Below are 19,088 nucleotides of genomic sequence, written 5' to 3'. Positions count from 1 at the left end.
GCCGGTGAAAGCCTTCGCCGCCCTGGCGCTGGCCGGGTTCCTTGCAGCACCCGCTGCCGCCAGTGCCGGGGCGTGCGCCTGGCCGGCCTGGGAGCAGTACCGCCAGGCCATGCTCAGCCCTGATGGCCGGGTGGTCGACCATTCCAGTGCGCAGCAGGTGAGCACCTCGGAAGGGCAAAGCTACGCGCTGTTTTTCGCCTTGCTGGGCAACGACCCGGCAAGCTTCGCCAAGGTGCTGCACTGGACCCGGGACAACCTGGCTGGCGGCGACCTCAACCGCCAGCTGCCGGCCTGGCAATGGGGCCGCGACCCGGCCGGCCACTGGCAGGTGCTGGACAGCAACAATGCCTCCGATGCCGACCTGTGGATGGCCTACAGCCTGCTTGAAGCTGGGCGCCTGTGGCACCGGCCCGAGTACCTGGCGCTGGGCCGCAACATGCTCTGGCGTACCGCCGCGCAGAGCCTGCGCAAGCTGCCGGGCCTGGGCCTGATGCTGCTGCCGGGCGATGTCGGCTTCGACAGCGCCGAAGGTTGGCGCCTGAACGCCAGCTACCTGCCGCCGCAAGTGCTGGCGCGCTTTGCCAGCGAGGCACCGATCTGGGCCGAGCTTGCCGGCAACACCCAGCGCCTGCTGCTGGAAGGCGCGCCCAAGGGCCTGGTGCCCGACTGGCAGCGCTGGCAACAGGGGCAGGGTTGGGCGGTGGACAGCCAGAAAGGCGCGGCGGGTAGCTACGACGCCATTCGCGTCTACCTCTGGGCCGGCATGCTGGCGGCGGATGCGCCGGGCCGCGCCGCCTTGCAGCAGCACTTGCACGCCATGGTGCAGTTGACCGCCGCCCAGGGTTTCGTGCCGGAACAGGTCGACAGCGCTACCGGCATCGCCAGCGGCACCGGCCCGGTGGGCTTCAGCGCCGCCTTGCTGCCGTTGCTGGCGGCCAGCCCCGCAGACGCAGCCGCCCTGGCTGCCCAGCGCGAACGCATCAAGCAACAGCCGCCGCTGGCGGACGCCTATTACAACCAGTCGCTGACGCTGTTCGGCCAGGGCTGGGACCAACAACGCTATCGCTTTGACAAAGACGGACACCTCGTGCCGAACTGGACTGCCGCATGCAAAAAATGACGGGTTTGGGGCTGCTGCTCAGCAGCGTCTATGGGGTCGCCCTGGCCCAACCGCTGAGCCCGCCCGACCAGCAGCAGTGGTTGCTGGGGCAAATCCGTCTTGGCGAGGCGCTGTACCGCGAAGACCTGGTGCACGACTCGTTGGCGCGCCTGGAGCTGATTGCCCCGGACAACCCGCAAGTGAAAGTGGCCGAGGTGCGCCAGGCACTGCTGAACAAGGACCAGGCCGGCGCCGAGCGGCTGGTGGCGCAGCTGCGCCAGCAGGTCCCCGGCACCGCCGCGCTGCACCAGGCCGAAAACCTGTTGAAGCTGCAGAGCAGCGCCGGCCAGAAGGACCTGCAGCAGGCACGCCTGCTGGCCACCGCCGGCCGCTACGAGGACGCCCAACAGGCCTACCAGCAGCTGTTTGGCGCCGACATGCCGGACTTTGCCATCACCCTGGAATACCTGACGGTGCGCAGCGGCATCAAGGAACAGCGCCCTGCGGTCATTGACCAACTGCGGGCGCTGGACAGCCTGTACCCCGGCAACGCCGGCCTGCGCCAGACGCTGGTGGGCCTGCTGTTCGCCGAGAAGCGCGACGGCGAGGCACTGGCCGTGCTGCACCAATTGGGCGGCGACCCGAATGCCGCCGCCAACGCCGCCGAGCGCGAGTACAACTACCTGCTCAAGCAGCCGGTGGGGCGTGACACCGCCCTGGCCTGGCAAACCTTCCTCGACGTCTACCCGGACACCCCGTACCGTCCCGCCGCCACCCAACAGCTGCACGACCAGCAGCACCTGCTGGCCGACCCGGCCTGGCAGGCCGGGGTCAAGGGCAAGGCGTTGCTTGACGCTGGCGACAATACGGGCGCCGAAGCGCAACTGCGCGTTGCCCTCAAGCGCTACCCCCAGGACTCCAGCCTGCTGGGCGCGCTGGGTATCGCGCTGATGCGCCAGAGCAAGCACGAGGGCGCCTACAACGCCTTCAGCAAAGCCTCGGCCATCGAGCAGGACACCTACTGGATGGCCAAGTGGCAGGACCTGAAGACCTCCAACTACCAGTGGATGCTGTTGCAGAAGGGCGACGAGGCCCTGGAGCGCAAACAGTTCGCCCTGGCCAAGCGCTTCTACCAGCAGGCGCGCCAGGCCCAACCCAAGGATGCAGGCCCGTTGATTGGCTTGTCGTACGTGGCGCGTGGCGAGGCCGATGACATCACTGCCGAAGCACTGCTGCTGCAGGCGCGCAAGCTTGACCCCGGCAATGCCAGCGTGGTGCGTGGCCTGGTGCGGCTGTACCAGGCGCAGTCACCGGAAAAGGCCGAGCAGTACCTCGATAGCCTGCCGCCCCGCGAACAGCAGGAATTCCTCAGCGTGCGCCGGGGCCTGGCCCTGGACCGCCTCAACGCCCAGGCCGACGACGCCACCCGCCGCAGTGACTGGGCGCAGGTGGCGCAGACCCTGACCCAGGCCCGCGCGCTGGACCCCGACAACCCTTGGCTGGTGTACCGCCTGGCCAATGCCCAGCGCGCGCTGGGGCAAACGGCCCAGGCAGACGACAGCTTCAGCCTGCTGCTGCAGCGCCAGGGCCAGAACCCCGAGGCGCGCTACGCCCATGGCCTGTTCCTGGCCGATGCCGACCGCGACGGCGACGCCATGGGCAGCCTGCAACAGATTCCGCGCGGCGCCTGGAGCGACAACATGCAGCAGCTGTGGGCGCGCCTGCAGCGCCGGCAACTGCTGGCCAAGGCCGAGGCCCTGCGCACCGCCGGGCATGAAAGCCAGGCCGAGGCGCTGCTGTTGCAGGCGCCCACCCTTGATGACTACCTGACCCTGGCCGACTGGGCGCAGCAGCGCAAAGACCTGGCCCAGGCGGAAAGCCGCTACCGCAAGGTGCTGGCCAGCGAGCCGCAGAACGCCGACGCGCAGCTGGGCCTGGCCGAGGTGTTGATCGCCCGCGGCCAGCCGCTGGCGGCCAAGCGCACCCTGGCCACCGTGGTTACGCCGGTGCCGGCCAGCGTCTCCTTCCAGCGCCGCCTGGCCAACGCCTGGGCGGCGGTGGGCGACAAGGCGCGCGCCAATCAGCTGTTCGCCGAACTGCTCAAGGCCAGGCCCGCCGACCCACTGGCCTACCGTGATGCCGCGCGCCTGCTGGCCCGGGACGAGCCGCAGCGGGCACTGGACTACTACGCCCAGAGCATGGCCGCAGCCAGCCTGATCAGCCCCGCGCAGGCGGCACCGCGCGACAACGTGGCGATGACCGCCGCCAGCCGCGCCAAGGACAGCGACGACTGGCTGCCGCGCAGCATTCGCAGCGACGTCGACGCGCTGTACCAGAAGCAGAACCCCACGGTGAACCTCTACCACGACTTCGCCTGGCGCACCGACAACAGCGCCTCGGGCGTGTCCGACCTGAGCACCCAGACCACTATCCTGCGCATCGACGCGCCGGTGGCGCAGGGCCAGGGCTTCGTGCAGGCCGAAGAGGTGCAACTGGACGTCAGCAGCTTCGCCAGCACTGACCAGTTCGGCCTGTGTGCGGTGGTGCAGGGCGGCTGCGCCAAGGGCGCGCAAAGCGTCAACGGCACCATGCTGGGCGTGGGCTGGCACGACGACACCTGGGCCTTCGACCTGGGCCATACGCCGCAGGAATTCACCGTGTCCAACTGGGTGGGCGGGGTGACCTACAGCGGCGACTGGGACAGCGTCGGCTACCGCCTGACCGCCTCGCGCCGGCCGTTGAGCAACTCGCTGGTGTCTTACGCGGGCGCCACTGACCCTGTCACCGGCACCAGGTTCGGCGGCGTCACCGCCAACGGTTTCACCCTGGGCCTGAGCCACGACGAGGGCGGCAAGGACGGCGTGTGGGCAAGCCTGAGCAGCCATTGGCTGGTGGGCGAGAACGTCGAGAACAACCAGCGGCGCAGCGCCATGGGCGGCTACTACTACCGCTTGGTAGAGCGCGCCGACGAGCGCGTGCGCACCGGCCTGACCCTGATGTACATGGGCTACGACAAGGACCTGAGCGAGTCGACGCTGGGGCAGGGCGGCTACTACAGCCCGCAGCAGTACTATTCGGTGAGCGTGCCGGTGAACTTCGCCTGGCGCGACGCCAACTGGTCGGCGTTCCTGGAAAGCTCGGTGGGCTGGTCGTTCGCCAAAATCGCCAGCAGCGACCTGTACCCCAAGGACAGCAGCGCCAGCGACCTGGAAAGCCTGTTGGCGCAGTCTGGCCACACGCTGGTGGATGACCCCACCCTGAGCAAAAGCGGCAGTAGCAGCAATGGCGTCAACTTCCGCGTGCAGGGCCTGCTGGAGCGGCGCCTGTCGGACAACCTGGTGCTGGGTGGCGGCATAACCTGGCAGCACAGCGAGGGCTATGCGCCCAGCCGTGCGCTGCTGTACCTGCGCTACAGCTTCGACCCCTGGCAGGGCAACCTGCCGCTGCCAGTGGAGCCGATCTCACCCTACGCCGACATGCGCTGAGCCCTGCGGGGCATCAGCTACCGGGTGAGCAGTTGAGCGGGCCGTCGTTGGTCGCCAGCACTTCGGTGTGGCGGCGCAACTGCAGGAACACCTTGCGGCCCAGGCGGTCCTCATGGATGTTGTACACCTCGTCATCCTTGAAGTTGGCGTACTGCAAGGTGGCGAAGCAGTACTGCATCTTGCCGTTGGTGTCCTGGCGCTGCACCACCACGACCAGGTCGTGCGAGCCGGCTTTCACCTTGAAGGATTTTCCGTCTTCGGTGTTCTTGCCATCGAGTTTCTGCCCGACGATTTCATCGGGGTTGTCGTGGCTGAAGCGCACCACGGAGAAGTCCGGCCCCGGTGGCGGGGGTGGCGCGGCGCAGGCAGCCAGCAGCAGCGCGAGGGCGGGCAGCGCCGTTTTCAGGGCGTTGGAGGTGCTGGGCATAGGGTTTTCCTTTCTGGCGGGGTCATGGGTGTAGCGTAGCCTGTGGCGGGGCGCTTTGCAGCCCTCGCCGCGTCGGCACAGGCGGCGTCCAAATCCAACGCGTATCGCCTGGCATACTGCGTAAACCTTCGCGGGCACGGCCCGCTCCTACAGGTGCCCAACAGCCAGTTGCTGCTACGCAGGGCCCCTGTAGCAGCGGCCGCAGGCCGCGTCATGGGCGCTGCGGTGAGCTTGATGCACCAGAGATGCAAGACGCAGCCTGCGGCAGCTGCTACGGGGCCGTCATAACACTGCGTTTGGCAGGCGTCCCAGCACGCGGGTGTACTCGGCTTTCGCCGCCTGCTCGGTGAATTCCCCCGACCATTTCGATACCACTACCGTCGCCACGCTGTTGCCGATGGTGTTGCAGGTGGCGATGGCCATGGACATGAAACGGTACACGCCGAACAGCAAGGCCAGGCCTTCCACCGGTAGTTGGCCGATGGCGGTGACGGTGGCGGCGAACACCACGAAGCTGCCGCCAGATACCGCGGCCGCGCCCTTGGAGGTCACCAGCATGATGGCGATGATGCCCAGCTGCTGCTCCCAGGTCAGGGGCACGCCATAGGCGTTGGCAATGAACAGCACGCACATGGACATGTAGATCGAGGTGCCGTCCAGGTTGAAAGCGTAGCCGGTGGGCAGCACCAGCCCGACGCTCTGCTTGGAGCAGCCGAACTTCTCCAGTTTCTGCAGCAGCCGGGGCAGGGCGCTTTCCGAAGACGCCGTGCCAAGCACGATGAACACCTCGTCCTTGATGTACTTCAGGAAGCGCCACAGGCTGAAGCCGGACAACCGGCACACCGCGCCCAGCACCACGAAGATGAAGAACGCCACGCCCACGTAGAACATCAGCACCAGGTTCGCCAGCGACATCAGCACCGCCGTGCCGTTGCTGCCCACCGCATAGGCCACCGAGCCGAAGGCGCCCAGCGGGGCGAACTTCATGATCAGGTTGATGAACTCGAAGAAGCATTCCGAGACGCGGCTCAGGCCGTCCTCGACCACGCTGCGGCGCTCAGGCTTGAGCGCCAGCAAGGCGAAGCCGAACAGCACGGCGATGACCAGCACCTGTAGCAATTGGCCGCCGGCAAAGGCGCCGACGAAGTTGTCCGGGAAGATGCCGTAGATAAAATCCAGGGTCGACGCCGGCGCATGCCCCTTGGCCACGGCGGCGCTGGCGGCTGCCGCCGTGGCGCTGCTGGCGTGGGCGTTGTGCATGCCCGAGCCGATCTGCAACAGGTTGCCCCACAGCAGGCCTACCGCCAGGGCGAAGGTGGACACCAGCTCGAAATAGATCAGCGCCCGCAGGCCGACCTTGCCCACGCGCTTGATGTCGCCGGCCGAGGCAATACCGTGCACCACGGTGAAGAACACCAGTGGGGCAACGGCGGTCTTGATCAGCTTGAGGAAAATGTCACCGAGTATCTTGAAGCTGGCGGCGAGCTCCGGGGCGATGAAACCGAAGGCGATACCCAGGGCCATGGCCGCGACGACCTGGAACGTGAGGTCCTTGTAGAACGGCTTGCTGGAGGTAGACATGTCTGCACTCTCATTGTTTTTATTGAATAGCAGGATGGGCCCACCCCGGGGCAGGCCCGTGCAGCGGGCTCAGCGTTTGACGGCGCCTTCGCGGGCCAGGGCAATGTCGACCATCTGCGGCGCCAGTCCCAGGTAGTTGGCGGGGTCGGTCAGGCGCTTGAGCTCCTCGACGTCAAGTTCGGCGGTCGCTTCGCCCTGGGCCAGCAGGGCGTCGAGCAGGCTGGTGCCCTGTTCGTTGGCCATGCGGCATGCGGCGTACACCACGTCGTGGGCCACCTGGCGGCCCAGCGCCGGCGCCAGGCCCATCATCACCGCCTCGGCGACGATCAGGCCCTGGGTCATGTCGAGGTTCTTGCGCATGCGCTCGGTGCGCACCTCCAGGCCGGCCAGCATGAACTTGGCTTGGCCCAGCGAGGCGGCGCTGAGGGCGAAGGCCTCGGGGATGGCGATCCACTCCGCCTGCCAAGGCCCCGTGGAGCGTTCGAAGTCCTGGATCATCGCGTCCAGCATCAGCCCGGCCTGCTGGCGCACGCCCTTGGCTGCGGCATACATCAGCTCGCAGGAGATAGGGTTGCGCTTCTGCGGCATGGTGCTGCTGGCGCCACGGCCCTTGACGAAGGGTTCATACACTTCGCCCAGCTCGCTGGTCATCATCATCATCACGTCCAGCGCCACCTTGCCCAGGGAGCCGGTAACCAGGCCGAGGAAATTCAGGGTTTCCGCCAGGCCGTCACGCGCCACGTGCCAAGTGGCCTGCGGCACGCCCAGGCCCAGTTCGGCCATCAATGCCTGTTGCACCTCCAGGCCCTTGTCGCCCAGGGAGGCGAGGGTGCCGGCGGCGCCGGCGAACTGGCCCACTTCTACCCGCGGGCGCAGCTCCACCAGGCGCTCGGCGTGGCGGTCGAACATGCTCAGCCACACCGCGCACTTGTAGCCGAACGTGATCGGCAGGGCGTGTTGCAGGTGGGTGCGGCCGGCCATCGGCGTGTCGCGGTAGCGCTTGGCCAGGTCGGCCAGCAGCCCGCGCACGGCCTGGATATCACGTTCCACCAGGGCCAGCGCAGCGCGCACCTGCAATACCACGGCGGTGTCCATGATGTCCTGGGTGGTGGCGCCCCAGTGCACGTAGCGGCCGGCCTCACCGCAGATTTTCGACAGTTGCTCCACCAGCGGCAGGATCGGGTAGCCGACGATCTCCGTCTCGTGCTGCATCAGCGCCATGTCCAGGGCGGCGAAGCTGGACCGCGCGGCGATCTGCTCGGCGGCCTCGGCCGGGATCACCCCGCAGCGCGCCTCGGCGCGAGCCAGCGCCACTTCCACTTCGATGTAGCGTTCGATCAAGGCTTGGTCAGAAAACACGTTGCGCATTTCGGCGGTGCCGAACATGTCGCGGAACAGGGCGGAGTCGAAAACGGTGGTGGACATGGGATGATCCTGAAATGTTGTTATTGACCGGACATAACTGATATGTCCGGACATAATTCTTGCGCCCTGGCTGATACACTGTCAACTTGAAAAACAGCCAGGGCTGACAAAAGGTATGAGCGGGACGCGCTACGCAGTGGTGGCAAAGGATTTGATGAATGCGATTGCGGACGGGCGCTATCCGGTAGGCACGCTGTTGCCCACCGAGTTCGAGCTGTGCGAGCTGTATGAGGTCAGCCGCCACACGGTGCGTGCGGCTATCACCCAACTGCAGACCCAGGGCATGGTCTCGCGGCGCAAGAAGGTCGGCACCCGCGTCGAGGCGGCCTCACCCCAGGGCGGCTACTCCCAGTCCCTGGCTACCGTCGCGGACCTGGCGCACCTGGCCGACACCCATGTGCGCAGCATTCAGCAGGTGGCCCACTTCGTCGCCGACACTGCCCAGGCCCAGCGGCTGGGGCTGGTGCCCGGCGAGCATTATTTCTGCGTGTCGAGCATTCGGGTGGACCGCGCCAATGCCTTGGCGCCGCTGTGCTGGACCGACGTGTACGCCCATGCGCAGTACGACGCCGTCATCGCGCTGGCGGAAAAATACCCCGAGCAATTGATCGCCGGGCTGATCGAGCAGCATTTTGGCCGGCCCATCGGTGTGGTCGATCAACAGGTGCGCGCCGTGGTGCTGGCGCCGGACATCGCCCGGCACCTGCACGCCGAGCCAGGCTCGCCAGGGTTGAACATCCTGCGCCAGTACCGGGACGAGGCGGGGGTGACCATGGCGGTCTCGGAGACCCTGCACCCGGCGGATCGCTTCACGCTGGTGACGCAAATGCGCCGGGAGAAGGCACCGGAGGCGTGATTGCGCTGAAGGTTGGCCAGGCTGGCGGTCTATAGTGGGAAAGTATCCACCCTGACATGCAATGGCGGTGCGCGGCACCGCCAAGGTGGCGCACACTCCAGCTGCCGACGTTCAACCACCTCATTCACGGTAGCAGCCCTTTGAACCAGCCTTCCATGACGGACCTATGATACTGCGCCACTTCGGCACCATCCGCGGGCAGATCCTGGCGATTGTCGCTGGCTCGTCGGTGGTTACTTTCCTGATTTTCATTACCCTGCTGTTCGTACCGGGCGGCCCGCCCAGCCCACCGTGGCCCTGGCAGACCACCTACCGCGTGGCCAGCATGGTGCAGATGCTGCGCGTGACCCCCGCTGACCAGCGCCAGCAGATGCTGGGCGCCGCCCAGGCCATGGGGCTGCGGATGACGTTGCAGCCGACGGTGACGCCGTGCCCGGACAGCAACCTCAACTCCCGCGACCTGCAGGCCACGTTGCAGGCCGAGCTGGGACCCGGCCTGCCGATCACCACGCATGCCTGCAAGCGCGCCGTGGGCGAGCCCGATATCCAGATACTCATGCCGTTGGGCGCCAACACCCTGGAGGTGCGCACCCTGCGGATCGAGCGCGAACCGCCGCGGCTATCATTCCCGTTCTTCGGCGCCTTGCTGTTCCTGTGCGTAGGCGTCGCCGCGCTGTCGGCGTGGGCCGCCTGGCGCGTGGTGCGGCCGTTGCGGCGCCTGTCCGACCAGGCCGAGGCGTTTGGCCGCGATATCGTGGTGGCGCCCATCGTCGAAGAAGGGCCGCTGGAGATCCGCCGTGCCGCCCATGCCTTCAACCTGATGCAACAGCGCATCACCGCCTCCATCGAAGGCCGCACGCGCATGCTCGCGGCGGTCAGCCATGACCTGCGCACGCCGCTGACGCGCATGCGCCTGCAGCTGGAAACCGACCGCAAGGAGATCTCCCGCGAAAAGCTGATCCGCGATATCAGCCTGCTGCAGACCATGGTGTCCTCGGCGCTGGCGTACCTGAGCAGCAGCTCGCAGACCGAGAAAAAGGAATGGCTGGACCTGGGCGCGCTGCTGTCCACCCTGTGCGACGACTACGAGGATGCCGGGGCGCACATCGCCTACGACGGCCCGCTGCAGTTGCGCTTCCAATGCCGCCCGGACGCCATCCAGCGGGTGATGTGCAACCTCATCGACAACGCCCTGGGCTTCGCCACCCAGGTCGCGGTCAGCGCCACGGTGGTGGAGGGGGTGATCACCGTCGAGGTGGCCGACAACGGCCCGGGCATTGCGCCGGAGCGCCTCAAGGACGTCATCGAACCTTTCTTCCGCCTGGACCCCTCGCGCAGTGACCGTCCCGGCAGCGTCGGCCTGGGGCTGTCCATCGTCAACGACATCGTCCAGGCGCACAACGGCACCCTGACCCTGTTCAACCGCGTGCCCCACGGCCTGGTGGCACGCATTGTCTTCTGCTGAATTCTTCCCGAGGCTAGCCCCATGACCTACATCGTTCGCGGCGCGGCACTGGCTGCCGGCCTGCTGGGCCTGACCCTGGCTGCTGGCGCCCATGCCAGCGACACCTGTGCAGCCCTGGCGGCGCAGGCGTTGCCCGACGCCACCATCACCCGGGCGCAGGTGGTTGCCGCTGGCACCTACGTGATGCCGCAGAACCCCTTGTCCCAGCTGGCGAAAGCGCCCGGCATGAGCCCCACCGGGCGCATCACCAATGGCCCCAACCCGGCGTTCTGCCAGATCGCGGCCACGCTCAAGCCCAGCAGTGACTCCGACATCAAGGTGGAGGTGTGGCTGCCGCTGAAGGGCTGGAACGGCAAGTTCCTTGGCGTCGGCAGCTTCGGCTGGGGCGGCGCGTTGATGTACCCCGGTATGCTCAGCGGCCTGGAGCAGGGCTACGCGGTGGCGGCCAACGATACCGGCCACGACGGTACTACCGAAGCCGGCAAGGGCGGGCGCTTTGCCCTGGGCCACCCGGAAAAGCTGGTGGATTACAGCTGGCGCGCCGACCACCTGATGACCGTGCACGCCAAGGCGCTGATCCAGGCGTACTACGGCCGCAAGCCGACGCGCTCGTACTGGGTGGGCTGTTCGCTGGGCGGCCTGGAAGGGCTGATCGAGGCCAAGCGGTTCCCGCACGACTACGACGGCATCGTCGCGGGCGCGCCGCCCAACCCGCTGGTGAAGTTCAACGCCGCGCAACTCTGGACCAGTTGGCTGATCAAGCAGAACCCTGGCGTGAACATGACCAAGGCCAAGTTCGAAATGGTCGGCAAGGCTGCCCGGCAGGCTTGCGCGACACCCGTCGGCCGCCAGCAAGGCTTTATCGAGGAACCGGACCGCTGCAGCTTTACCCCCGAGCAACTGCAGTGCAAGGGCGCTGAAACCGCTGACTGCCTGACCACCGCGCAGGTCAAGCTGATGCAGCAGGTGTACACCGGGCCGGTCAACCCGCGCACCGGCGAAAGGATTTTCCAGGGGCCGGCCAAGGGCAGTGAAGCGCAACTCGGCGAATTCGCCGACGGCAAGCCGTTCCCCGTGGCCCTGGACCTGTTCCAGTACGCCGCCTTCCAGGACCCGAACTGGGACTGGGGCACGCTTGACTGGGACAAGACCATCAACGACGCCGTGGCGAAGCTGGGCCCGCTGCTGCACGTGGACAGCGACCTGAAACCCTTCTTCGCCCATGGCGGCAAACTGTTGATGTACGTGGGCTGGAATGACTTCCACAACCCCGAGGAACTCGCCGGCTACTACCAGGCGGTGCTGCGTGATGCCGGTGACCAGACCCGCGCCTCGGCGCGCCTGTTCACCGTGCCGGGCATGGGCCACTGTTACGGCGGCGAAGGCTGCGACACCTTCGACAAGCTGGGCAACCTCGACGCCTGGGTCAGCCACGGCGTGGCGCCGCAGCGCATCGTCGCCGCGCGGGTGGAAGAAGGCAAAGTGGTGCGTACCCGTCCGCTGTGCGCCTACCCACAAGTAGCGCGCTACGACGGCAAGGGCCCGATGGACCAGGCGCAGAGCTTCGCCTGCGTGACGCCATGAAGCGCGGCTGGCTTTTGCTGGCGGCGTTGCTGCTGAGCGTCGGTGCTCACGCCGCGGGGCTGAGTGCCGGTGCCGGCAAGGCGGCGATTGCCATCATTGCCGCCGACCTGCCGGTGGATGGCTTTGTCAGTGTGCACGACCCGCTGTATGTGCGTGCCATCGTCCTGGCCAACGACACCCGGCGCATCGCGCTGGTGACCGTGGACATGACCTCGATGTCTGCCGACCTGGTTGCCCAGGTGCAAGCCGCAGTGGCCCGTGAGGCGCAGGTGGCGGCCAGCGATGTGCTGGTGTCGGCCAGCCATACGTTCTCTACCCCGCACTTGCAGGGGCCAGGCGCGGATGCGGCCGAGCAGGCACGCAAGCAGCGCATGGGCCAGGCGCTGCAGCAGGCGGTGGCAGCGGCGGCCGCCCAGGCCTCCGCCAACCTGCAGCCGGCCACCCTGGGTTATGGCAGCGGCACCAGCAGCGTCAACGTCAACCGCGACCTGCCCACGGCCGCTGGCTGGTGGCTGGGTGCCAACGACGCCGGGCCCTCGGACAAGACCGTGGGCGTGGTGCGCTTCGATGGCGCCAACCATCAACCAATCGCGGTGATCGTCAACTACGCGGTGCAATCGTCCATCATGAACGAGTCCACCCTGGCGGCGGGCGGCAAGGCCATTACCGCTGACCTTGCCGGTGCGGCCATGGCCCACGTCGAGCAGCAATTGGGCAAACAGGCGGTGGCGCTGTTCCTGGTGGGCGCGGCGGGCGACCAGGCGCCTTACCTGAGCGCCGTGGGGCAGGGCGGCGATGCCCACGAAGCCGGGTTCCTGCTGGTGCGCCTGCTGGGTGAACGCCTGGGTAGCGAGGCCGTGCGGGTTGCCCAGCAAATACGCACCCTGCCAGCCAACCCTGTGCTGGCGGTGAACGCCGCCAGCGTGGCCGTTACCGGCCAGGCCTCCAACCCTCAGGCGGCGTCCAAGCACCCCAGCAAGACCTACGCGTTCCAGGCCACGGGGCCGGTGCAGGTGCCGTATTGGACGGTCAGGGTAGGTGACATCGGCATCATCGGCGTGCAGGTGGAACTGTCCAGCCAGACCGGGGTGGCCCTGCGCGAACGGTCTGCTTTCGCCCACACGCTGGTGGCCACCATGGTCAATGGCGCCGCCAAATACTTGCCGGATGCCGGCAGCTACGAGCGCATCACCTACGAGGCCATGAGTTCGCCTTATGCCAAGGGCGGTGCCGAAGCGTTGCTCAAAGCCCTGTCGCACTGACGCCTGTCTTCAGCGGGTTGCACACACCCCTGTAGCAGCTGCCGCAGGCAGCGTCCGGGTTCGCTGCGGTCGCTGCCTTGGACGCGGCCTGCGGCCGCTGCTACAGGAACCGTGTTGCCGGGATGGGGGTGCGCACATCCCCGTAGCAGCTGCCGCAGGCTGCGTCCGGGCTCGCTACAGAAACCGCGTTGTTGACGGTGCCTTCACCTCGTTTTGACTACCGTCCAATCATGCTGGCGAAGTGTCATCTCATTTCCTATTCGCTGGAGCCGTACCGATGGAAGGCCTCAACCGCGCGCTGTTCATGTGGCTCAATGCCGGCGAACACCCGCCCGAAATCATGCTGATGGTGGCGACCGCCATCGCTCAGTGGCTGATTGGCGGGGTGGCCGTGTTGCTGTTGGCGCTGTGGTTGTGGGGCTCGCGCCAACGGCGTGCGGCGGTGCTGATGGCCGCGCAGACCACAGGGCTGGCGCTGTGCTGCAACGTGCTGATCGGCCTGCTCTTCATGCACCCGCGACCGTTCATGATTCCCCTCGGGCACACCTACTTGGCGCATGCCGCCGAGACGTCCTTCCCCAGTGACCACGCGGTGGTGTTCTTCGCCGTGGGGCTGGCGCTGTGCACCTGTGAGAAGGCCCTGGGTGGCCTGCTGTTGGCGTTGGGGGTGCTGGTGGGGCTGGCGCGGATCTACCTGGGCGTGCACTTTCCGTTCGACATCGCAGGTTCGCTGGTAGTGGCCGTGGCCTGCTATTGGCTGGTGGTGGCGGTGTTGCACGCGGCGGCCTTGCAGCGCCGGTTGCTGGATATGCTCGAGGCCATGCACCGGCGCGTATTCGCGCCGGCCATTGCCCGCGGATGGGTGTGCCGGTAGAGAACGTTACTGGGAAGTGCCGCCTAGCCGTCCTGCTGCCTCTACGGTGTTCTTCAACAGGTAGGCAATGGTCATCGGCCCCACGCCGCCCGGCACCGGGGTGATGGCGCTGGCCACCAGGCGCGCGCTGTCGTAGTCGACATCGCCCACCAGGCGCGGCCCCTGTGGGGTGTCGATGCGGTTGATGCCGACGTCGATGACCACCGCGCCCGGTTTCAACCAACTGGCGTCGATCATGCGCGGCTTGCCCACGGCGGCTACCACGATGTCGGCCAGGCGGCACAGGGCCGGGGCGTCGACGCTGCGCGAGTGGACGATGCTCACCGAGCAGTGTGCCTGCAGCAACAGAGTGGCCATGGGCTTGCCGACGATGTTGGAGCGGCCGATGACCACCGCGTGCTTGCCGCTGAGGTCGCCGCAGGTCTGCTCCAGCAGGCGCATGCAGCCGCTGGGGGTGCAGGGTGTCAGCACTTCATGGCCTTGCACCAGGCCGCCGACGTTCTCGCGGTGAAAACCGTCGACGTCCTTGCGCGGGTCAATGGCGTGGATCACCGCCTGTTCGTTGATGTGCGCCGGCACCGGCAGCTGCACCAGAATGCCGTGCACGGTGGGGTCGGCGTTGAGTTCGGCGATAACCGCCAGCAGCTGCGCCTCGCTGCACTCGGCCGGCAGGCGGCGTTCCACCGAGCGGATGCCCACCTCGCCGGCGCGCAGAATCTTGTTGCGCACGTACACGTGGCTGGCTGGGTCGTCGCCCACCAGCACCACGGCCAGCGCCGGGTGAATGCCTTGCGCGGCCAGTTCGCGCACCTGGGCGGCGACTTCGTCGAGGACGATGGCGGCCATGGCCTTGCCGTCGATATCCCGGGCCATTTTCAGGGAACTGTTCATGGGGTGTTCCTTGGCAGGAGGAAAAAAGGGGGAGCCAGGCTCCCCTAAGCGTGTGAGGTTATGCCACCAAACGGTGGCAGGCGTAAACCACCAGTACCCCGGCAATCAGCGTCACGTAGGGCAGAACCCCGGCGCGGCGCACGCTATCGTCGGCCTGCAGGTGCAGGTCACTGAGCATGGCTGCCGGGAACCGGCCCTTGTCCTGCACGTAATGGCGGAACAGGAACACCGGCACGATCAGCAGCGCCAGCAGCACGCCGGTGAACAAGGTGCCGCTGCCCCAGATGTCGGCGCCCAGGCCCATGCATGCCAGGTTGACGAAGCTCAGCAGCGCGCCCATGCCCAGCAGCAGCGCCGGGGCCTTGTAGGGGCGCGACCACGTGGGGCGGTCGAGGCGGTGAATCCAGCCGGCGTTGAGGTTGAGGAAGTTGAAGATGATGTAGCTGACGTTGGACGCCGCCAGCACGAACACGTAATCGGACATCAGCAACAGCAGCAGGTTGAAACCCAGGTCCGTCCACATGGCTGCGGTGGGCGCGCCATGTTCATTGGTTCGCCCCAGGTAGCGCGGCAGCCAGCCATCCACCGAAGCCTGGTAGAGGGTGCGCGAGGAGCCGGACATGGAGGTCATGATCGCCAGCAGCGTCGCCAGCACCAGCATGATCAGCACCACGTTGGCCACCAGCTTGCCGCCGCCCAGGCTGTCGGCCATGGCCTGGCCCACGCCCATGCCGCTGTAGATGGCGGGCGACAGCAGGCCGCTGTACACCGCCGGGGTCACCACCGCGCCGCTGGCGTCCAGCGCTGCCGGCGTCACCAACTGGCCCAGGCCAAGGCTGCCCTGGAACGCCATGGGCACCAGGGTAAACACCAGTATGCACAGCAGGCCGGCGTAGAATATCGCCTTGAAAGTGTCGCGCTTGGGGTCCTTGAACTCGCGGGTGTAGCACACCGCCGTCTCGAAACCGTAGGTGGACCAGGCGGCCATGAACAGCCCGCCGGCCATCAGCGACCACCCCGACAGGTCCCAGGCGCCATCCACCACGTTGCCGGCGGCGTCATGGGCCAGCGGGAACAGCGGCAGGAAGTTGGCCTGGGTGGCGTCGCCGGTGACCAGCGGCACCACGCCCACCAGCAACAGCGGAATCAGCGACGTGAGGCCCAGCACCAGGGTCAGGCGCGCCGAGCGCAGGATGCCGCCGTGCTGCACGGCGAACACGCCCAGCAGAATCACCGCGCCAATCAGGAAGGTGGCGTTGATCCGCAAGGCCAGGCCAGCCTTGACCCAGTCAAGGTTCACCAGCGTCAGTTGCCAGGTGTTGATGGCCGCGTCGGGGGCGAACAGCGCGGTGAGGATATACCCCGCCGCCAGGCCTGAACCGATGGACAGCACCGGGCTCCAGGCCAGCCAGTTGCACCACACCGACACCGGTGCGATCAGCTTGCTGTAGCGCACCCAGGCCACCGCGCCGTACACCGAGGCGCCGCCGGACTTGTGCGGGAACAGCCCGGCGATCTCGGCGTAGGTGAACGCCTGGATAAAGCCGAACAGGATCGACACGATCCACACGATCCAGGCCGGCTTGCCCACGGTGGCGGCAATGGCGCCGATGGAAAACAGCACCAGCGCCGGTACGCCGCTGGCCACCCAGAAGGCCCCTCGCCAATCAATCTTGCGCTGCAGGCTGCCGACCGTCTGGTCGGCTTGCGGCACGTCTTGGAACGTTGTCGCTTCCATGGTGATGATCCCGTAACTGGTTGAGTGAGGGCAGTCAGCAAAGGTGCCGGGAAAAGTGAATCAGGCGCGTACCCGCTGTTTCTCCGGGTCGTAGAAGATCGGTGCGGTGACTTGCGCGTCCAGGCGCTTCTGTAAACCGTCCAGCTTGCCCACCTGCAGCGCCTGGCCCGGCGCGCTGTAGCTCACGTCCACCCGGCACAGGGCAATGCAGCGGCCCAGCAGCGGCGAGCGGCAGGCGCTGGTGACCACCCCCACCTGGGCGCGGCCGTGGTACACCGGGTCGCCGTGGTGGGCACTCTCGTTGCCATCGAGCAGCAGCCCGACCAGCTTGTGGGTAGGGTGGGCGCTGCGGCGCAGCAGGGCGTCGCGGCCGATGAAATCGTCGGTCTTGCTTTTCAGCGGCACGCTGAAGCCGATGCCGGCCTCGAACGGGTCGGTCTGGTCGCAGAATTCAAAGCCGGCGAAAATCAGCCCGGCCTCGATACGCAGCATGTCCAGCGCCTCCAGGCCCAGCGGTACCAGGCCCAGCGGCGCGCCAAGTTGCCAGAGGCGGTCCCACACCTGCAGGGCGTGCTCGGGCTGGCACCACAGTTCATAGCCCAGCTCGCCGGTGTATCCCGTGCGCGAGACCATCAATGGACAGCCATCGTGGCCATCCAGGCGCCCGACCAGGAAGCGGAACCAGCCCAGGTCTTCCAGGGCGGGCTGGGTGCCCGGGGTCCAGACCATCTGGCGCAGCAGCTCACGGCTGCGCGGGCCTTGCACCGAGAGGTTGTGGATGGTCTCGCTGGCGCTTTTCACCCACACCTTCATGCCCAGGCGCTGGGCCTGCTCGCGCAGCCAGGTGCCGGCGTAGTCGTCGCCGCCTATCCAGCGGAAATTGTCCTGGCCCAGGCGCAGCAGGGTGCCGTCGTCGAGCATGCCGCCGTGTTCGTGGCACAGCGCCGAATACACCACCTGGCCGATTGCCAGGCGCCGCACGTCGCGGGGCAGGCAGTACTGCAGCAGGGCTTCGGCGTCGGGGCCGATGATCTCGAATTTGCGCAGCGCGGTAAGGTCCATGACCGCCACCCGCTCGCGGCAGCCGTAGTACTCGTCGATGGCGCCGAAGCCGTCGTAGCGCAGCGGCTGCCACCAGCTGCGGTAGTCGCTGAACTGGCGGGTGAGGGCGCTGGTGCGCGGGTGGAAGGCCGATTCGCGGGTCATCACGGGGTCGGCGTCGGCAGTGGGTCGGCTGGCCATGGCGATAGAGAAGCGCTCCTTGTCGCTGTAGACGCGAACATGAATGTCCGTGGGGTTCCAGCCATTGGCCGGGTCGATGTCATCGGGGCACGAGGTGCTGGCGCACACCAGGTCGGTCATGGCGCGCAGCAGCACGAAGTCGCCGGGCCGCGACCACGGCTCGTCCAGGGTCAGCTGCTGGTGGGCGTCGATGTGGGTGTTGTAGAAAAAATTGATCGCCGGCCACGGCTGCGCTTCCACGCCGAACGGCTGCAGCACCGCGCTGAGGTTGTCGCTGCAGTTGTCGTGCCCGAAATAGCCCTGGCTTTCGTAATAGCGCGCGGCGCACGCCAGGGCGAAGGCGTCGTGGCGGCCCACGGTGTCCTGCACCACTTGCAGCATAGGCTGCATGTGCCGGTCGAAGAACCGCGAGAACAGCCCCGGCGCAGGGTAGGCGGTGCCGTTGAGGGTGCGCGTGACGGTCTGGTCCAGGTCCAGCAACTGCCCGCGGTCCAGGGCGCGACGGTCCAGGGCGACCATGTCCGAGCACTGCCGGCCCGCCACGTCCAGCACCTGCAGGTACTGGCCTTTTTGCAGGGTGTAGCTGTGCGCGGTGCCGGGGCGCAGGGTGAATTCGTCCAGCACCTCGCCCAGCGGCTCGGGCAGCGGCGGTACCCACAGCAGCGGTTGCGCCGCGCGCTCGATGCACAGGCGCAGCTCGCTGCCGCGCAGTTGCTGCGCCACGCTTGCGGCCTGCGCCGGCGCGCCCACCAGCACCAGCAGCGCGTCGCTGGCGATGAACTGGCGGCTGAACCCGGCCGGGGTTTCGGCCGCCCACAATTGCGCGGCGGCCGGCAGTTGCCCGGGCGCCACCCCGCGTTTATGCAAGGCGGCCAGCAGGCGCCGGGCCTGGGGGCTGCCGTCGGCCAGGCGCGGGTGAATGAAGGCACCGGCCGGGGCGCTGGCCAAGGCCCACTGGGCCAGGGCGTCGCGGCCCTGGCCATCAATCACCAGCAACTCGCAGGCCTGCAAGCCTTCGAGGTCTATGATCTGCAGCGTGTCGCCGGCCTGCAACGCTACCAGCGTCAGGCCGCCGGCCGCCACCCGGTAGCGTTCCAGGTTCGGCGCCCGGGCGAACAGCCCCGGCTCGTGGGGGCGTGAGATGATCGGTGCGTTCATG

The 19,088-nt window shown here is 67.4% G+C and carries 13 protein-coding genes; 7 read left to right on the top strand and 6 right to left on the bottom strand.

Features of this window, described 5'->3' with window-relative positions; genetic code table 11:
- Nucleotides 1-4 precede the first annotated feature (4 nt).
- Complete coding sequence (bcsZ, locus tag AC0SZ7_RS12305; protein WP_475504658.1) at nucleotides 5-1,120, top strand: cellulose synthase complex periplasmic endoglucanase BcsZ; 1,116 nt, start codon at nucleotides 5-7, stop codon at nucleotides 1,118-1,120.
- Entirely contained in the window at nucleotides 1,108-4,584 is a 3,477-nt protein-coding gene (gene bcsC, locus AC0SZ7_RS12300; RefSeq protein WP_475504657.1) for a cellulose synthase complex outer membrane protein BcsC, read from the top strand. The genes bcsZ and bcsC overlap by 13 nt, the downstream gene beginning before the upstream one ends.
- A gap of 13 nt (nucleotides 4,585-4,597) precedes the next feature.
- Here the strand turns inward: bcsC and AC0SZ7_RS12295 are convergent, their stop codons facing one another.
- The 3 genes from AC0SZ7_RS12295 to pcaB all read right to left on the bottom strand — a co-directional run bounded on the left by AC0SZ7_RS12295 (nucleotide 4,598) and on the right by pcaB (nucleotide 8,017).
- Nucleotides 4,598-5,011 (bottom strand): PA0061/PA0062 family lipoprotein, encoded by a 414-nt coding sequence (locus AC0SZ7_RS12295; RefSeq protein WP_475504656.1) that lies wholly within the window; start codon nucleotides 5,009-5,011, stop codon nucleotides 4,598-4,600.
- Nucleotides 5,012-5,293: 282 nt separating this feature from the next.
- Nucleotides 5,294-6,592 (bottom strand): cation:dicarboxylate symporter family transporter, encoded by a 1,299-nt coding sequence (locus AC0SZ7_RS12290; RefSeq protein WP_475504655.1) that lies wholly within the window; start codon nucleotides 6,590-6,592, stop codon nucleotides 5,294-5,296.
- A gap of 69 nt (nucleotides 6,593-6,661) precedes the next feature.
- On the bottom strand, nucleotides 6,662-8,017 hold the full coding sequence (gene pcaB, locus AC0SZ7_RS12285) for a 3-carboxy-cis,cis-muconate cycloisomerase (RefSeq protein ID WP_475504654.1): 1,356 nt from the start codon (nucleotides 8,015-8,017) through the stop codon (nucleotides 6,662-6,664).
- Between the two features lie 115 nt (nucleotides 8,018-8,132).
- Here pcaB and AC0SZ7_RS12280 point away from each other — a divergent pair, with 115 nt between their 5' ends.
- The 5 genes from AC0SZ7_RS12280 (at nucleotide 8,133) to AC0SZ7_RS12260 (ending at nucleotide 14,058) form a co-directional block, all read left to right on the top strand.
- A complete protein-coding gene (locus AC0SZ7_RS12280; protein ID WP_475504653.1) occupies nucleotides 8,133-8,873 on the top strand; it encodes a GntR family transcriptional regulator in 741 nt (246 codons plus the stop codon).
- Between the two features lie 166 nt (nucleotides 8,874-9,039).
- A complete protein-coding gene (locus AC0SZ7_RS12275) occupies nucleotides 9,040-10,338 on the top strand; it encodes an ATP-binding protein (protein ID WP_475504652.1) in 1,299 nt (432 codons plus the stop codon).
- A gap of 21 nt (nucleotides 10,339-10,359) precedes the next feature.
- The gene (locus tag AC0SZ7_RS12270; RefSeq protein WP_475504651.1) at nucleotides 10,360-11,922 is read left to right on the top strand and encodes a tannase/feruloyl esterase family alpha/beta hydrolase; all 1,563 of its coding nucleotides are present in this window, start codon (nucleotides 10,360-10,362) and stop codon (nucleotides 11,920-11,922) included.
- Nucleotides 11,919-13,184, top strand: a complete 1,266-nt coding sequence (locus AC0SZ7_RS12265; RefSeq protein WP_475504650.1) for a neutral/alkaline non-lysosomal ceramidase N-terminal domain-containing protein — start codon at nucleotides 11,919-11,921, stop codon at nucleotides 13,182-13,184. Before AC0SZ7_RS12270 ends, AC0SZ7_RS12265 begins: the two co-directional genes overlap by 4 nt.
- 277 nt (nucleotides 13,185-13,461) lie before the next feature.
- Nucleotides 13,462-14,058, top strand: a complete 597-nt coding sequence (locus tag AC0SZ7_RS12260; protein ID WP_475504649.1) for an undecaprenyl-diphosphatase — start codon at nucleotides 13,462-13,464, stop codon at nucleotides 14,056-14,058.
- A 6-nt stretch (nucleotides 14,059-14,064) separates the two neighbouring features.
- Here AC0SZ7_RS12260 and folD read toward each other — a convergent pair whose 3' ends face one another.
- Genes folD through AC0SZ7_RS12245 form a run of 3 tightly spaced genes read right to left on the bottom strand, consistent with a single transcriptional unit; the run spans nucleotide 14,065 to nucleotide 19,087 of the window.
- Nucleotides 14,065-14,949, bottom strand: coding sequence for a bifunctional methylenetetrahydrofolate dehydrogenase/methenyltetrahydrofolate cyclohydrolase FolD (gene folD / locus AC0SZ7_RS12255; protein WP_475504648.1), 885 nt, complete (start codon nucleotides 14,947-14,949; stop codon nucleotides 14,065-14,067).
- A gap of 58 nt (nucleotides 14,950-15,007) precedes the next feature.
- Nucleotides 15,008-16,687 (bottom strand): APC family permease, encoded by a 1,680-nt coding sequence (locus tag AC0SZ7_RS12250; RefSeq protein WP_475504647.1) that lies wholly within the window; start codon nucleotides 16,685-16,687, stop codon nucleotides 15,008-15,010.
- A gap of 60 nt (nucleotides 16,688-16,747) precedes the next feature.
- On the bottom strand, nucleotides 16,748-19,087 hold the full coding sequence (locus AC0SZ7_RS12245) for a DUF1989 domain-containing protein (RefSeq protein ID WP_475504646.1): 2,340 nt from the start codon (nucleotides 19,085-19,087) through the stop codon (nucleotides 16,748-16,750).
- Between the last annotated feature and the right edge of the window lies 1 nt (nucleotide 19,088).

It is taken from the genome of Pseudomonas sp. JC1203 (assembly GCF_056175065.1).
Note: the sequence above shows the minus strand (reverse complement) of the source record. Positions and strands in the feature narration are given on the sequence as shown.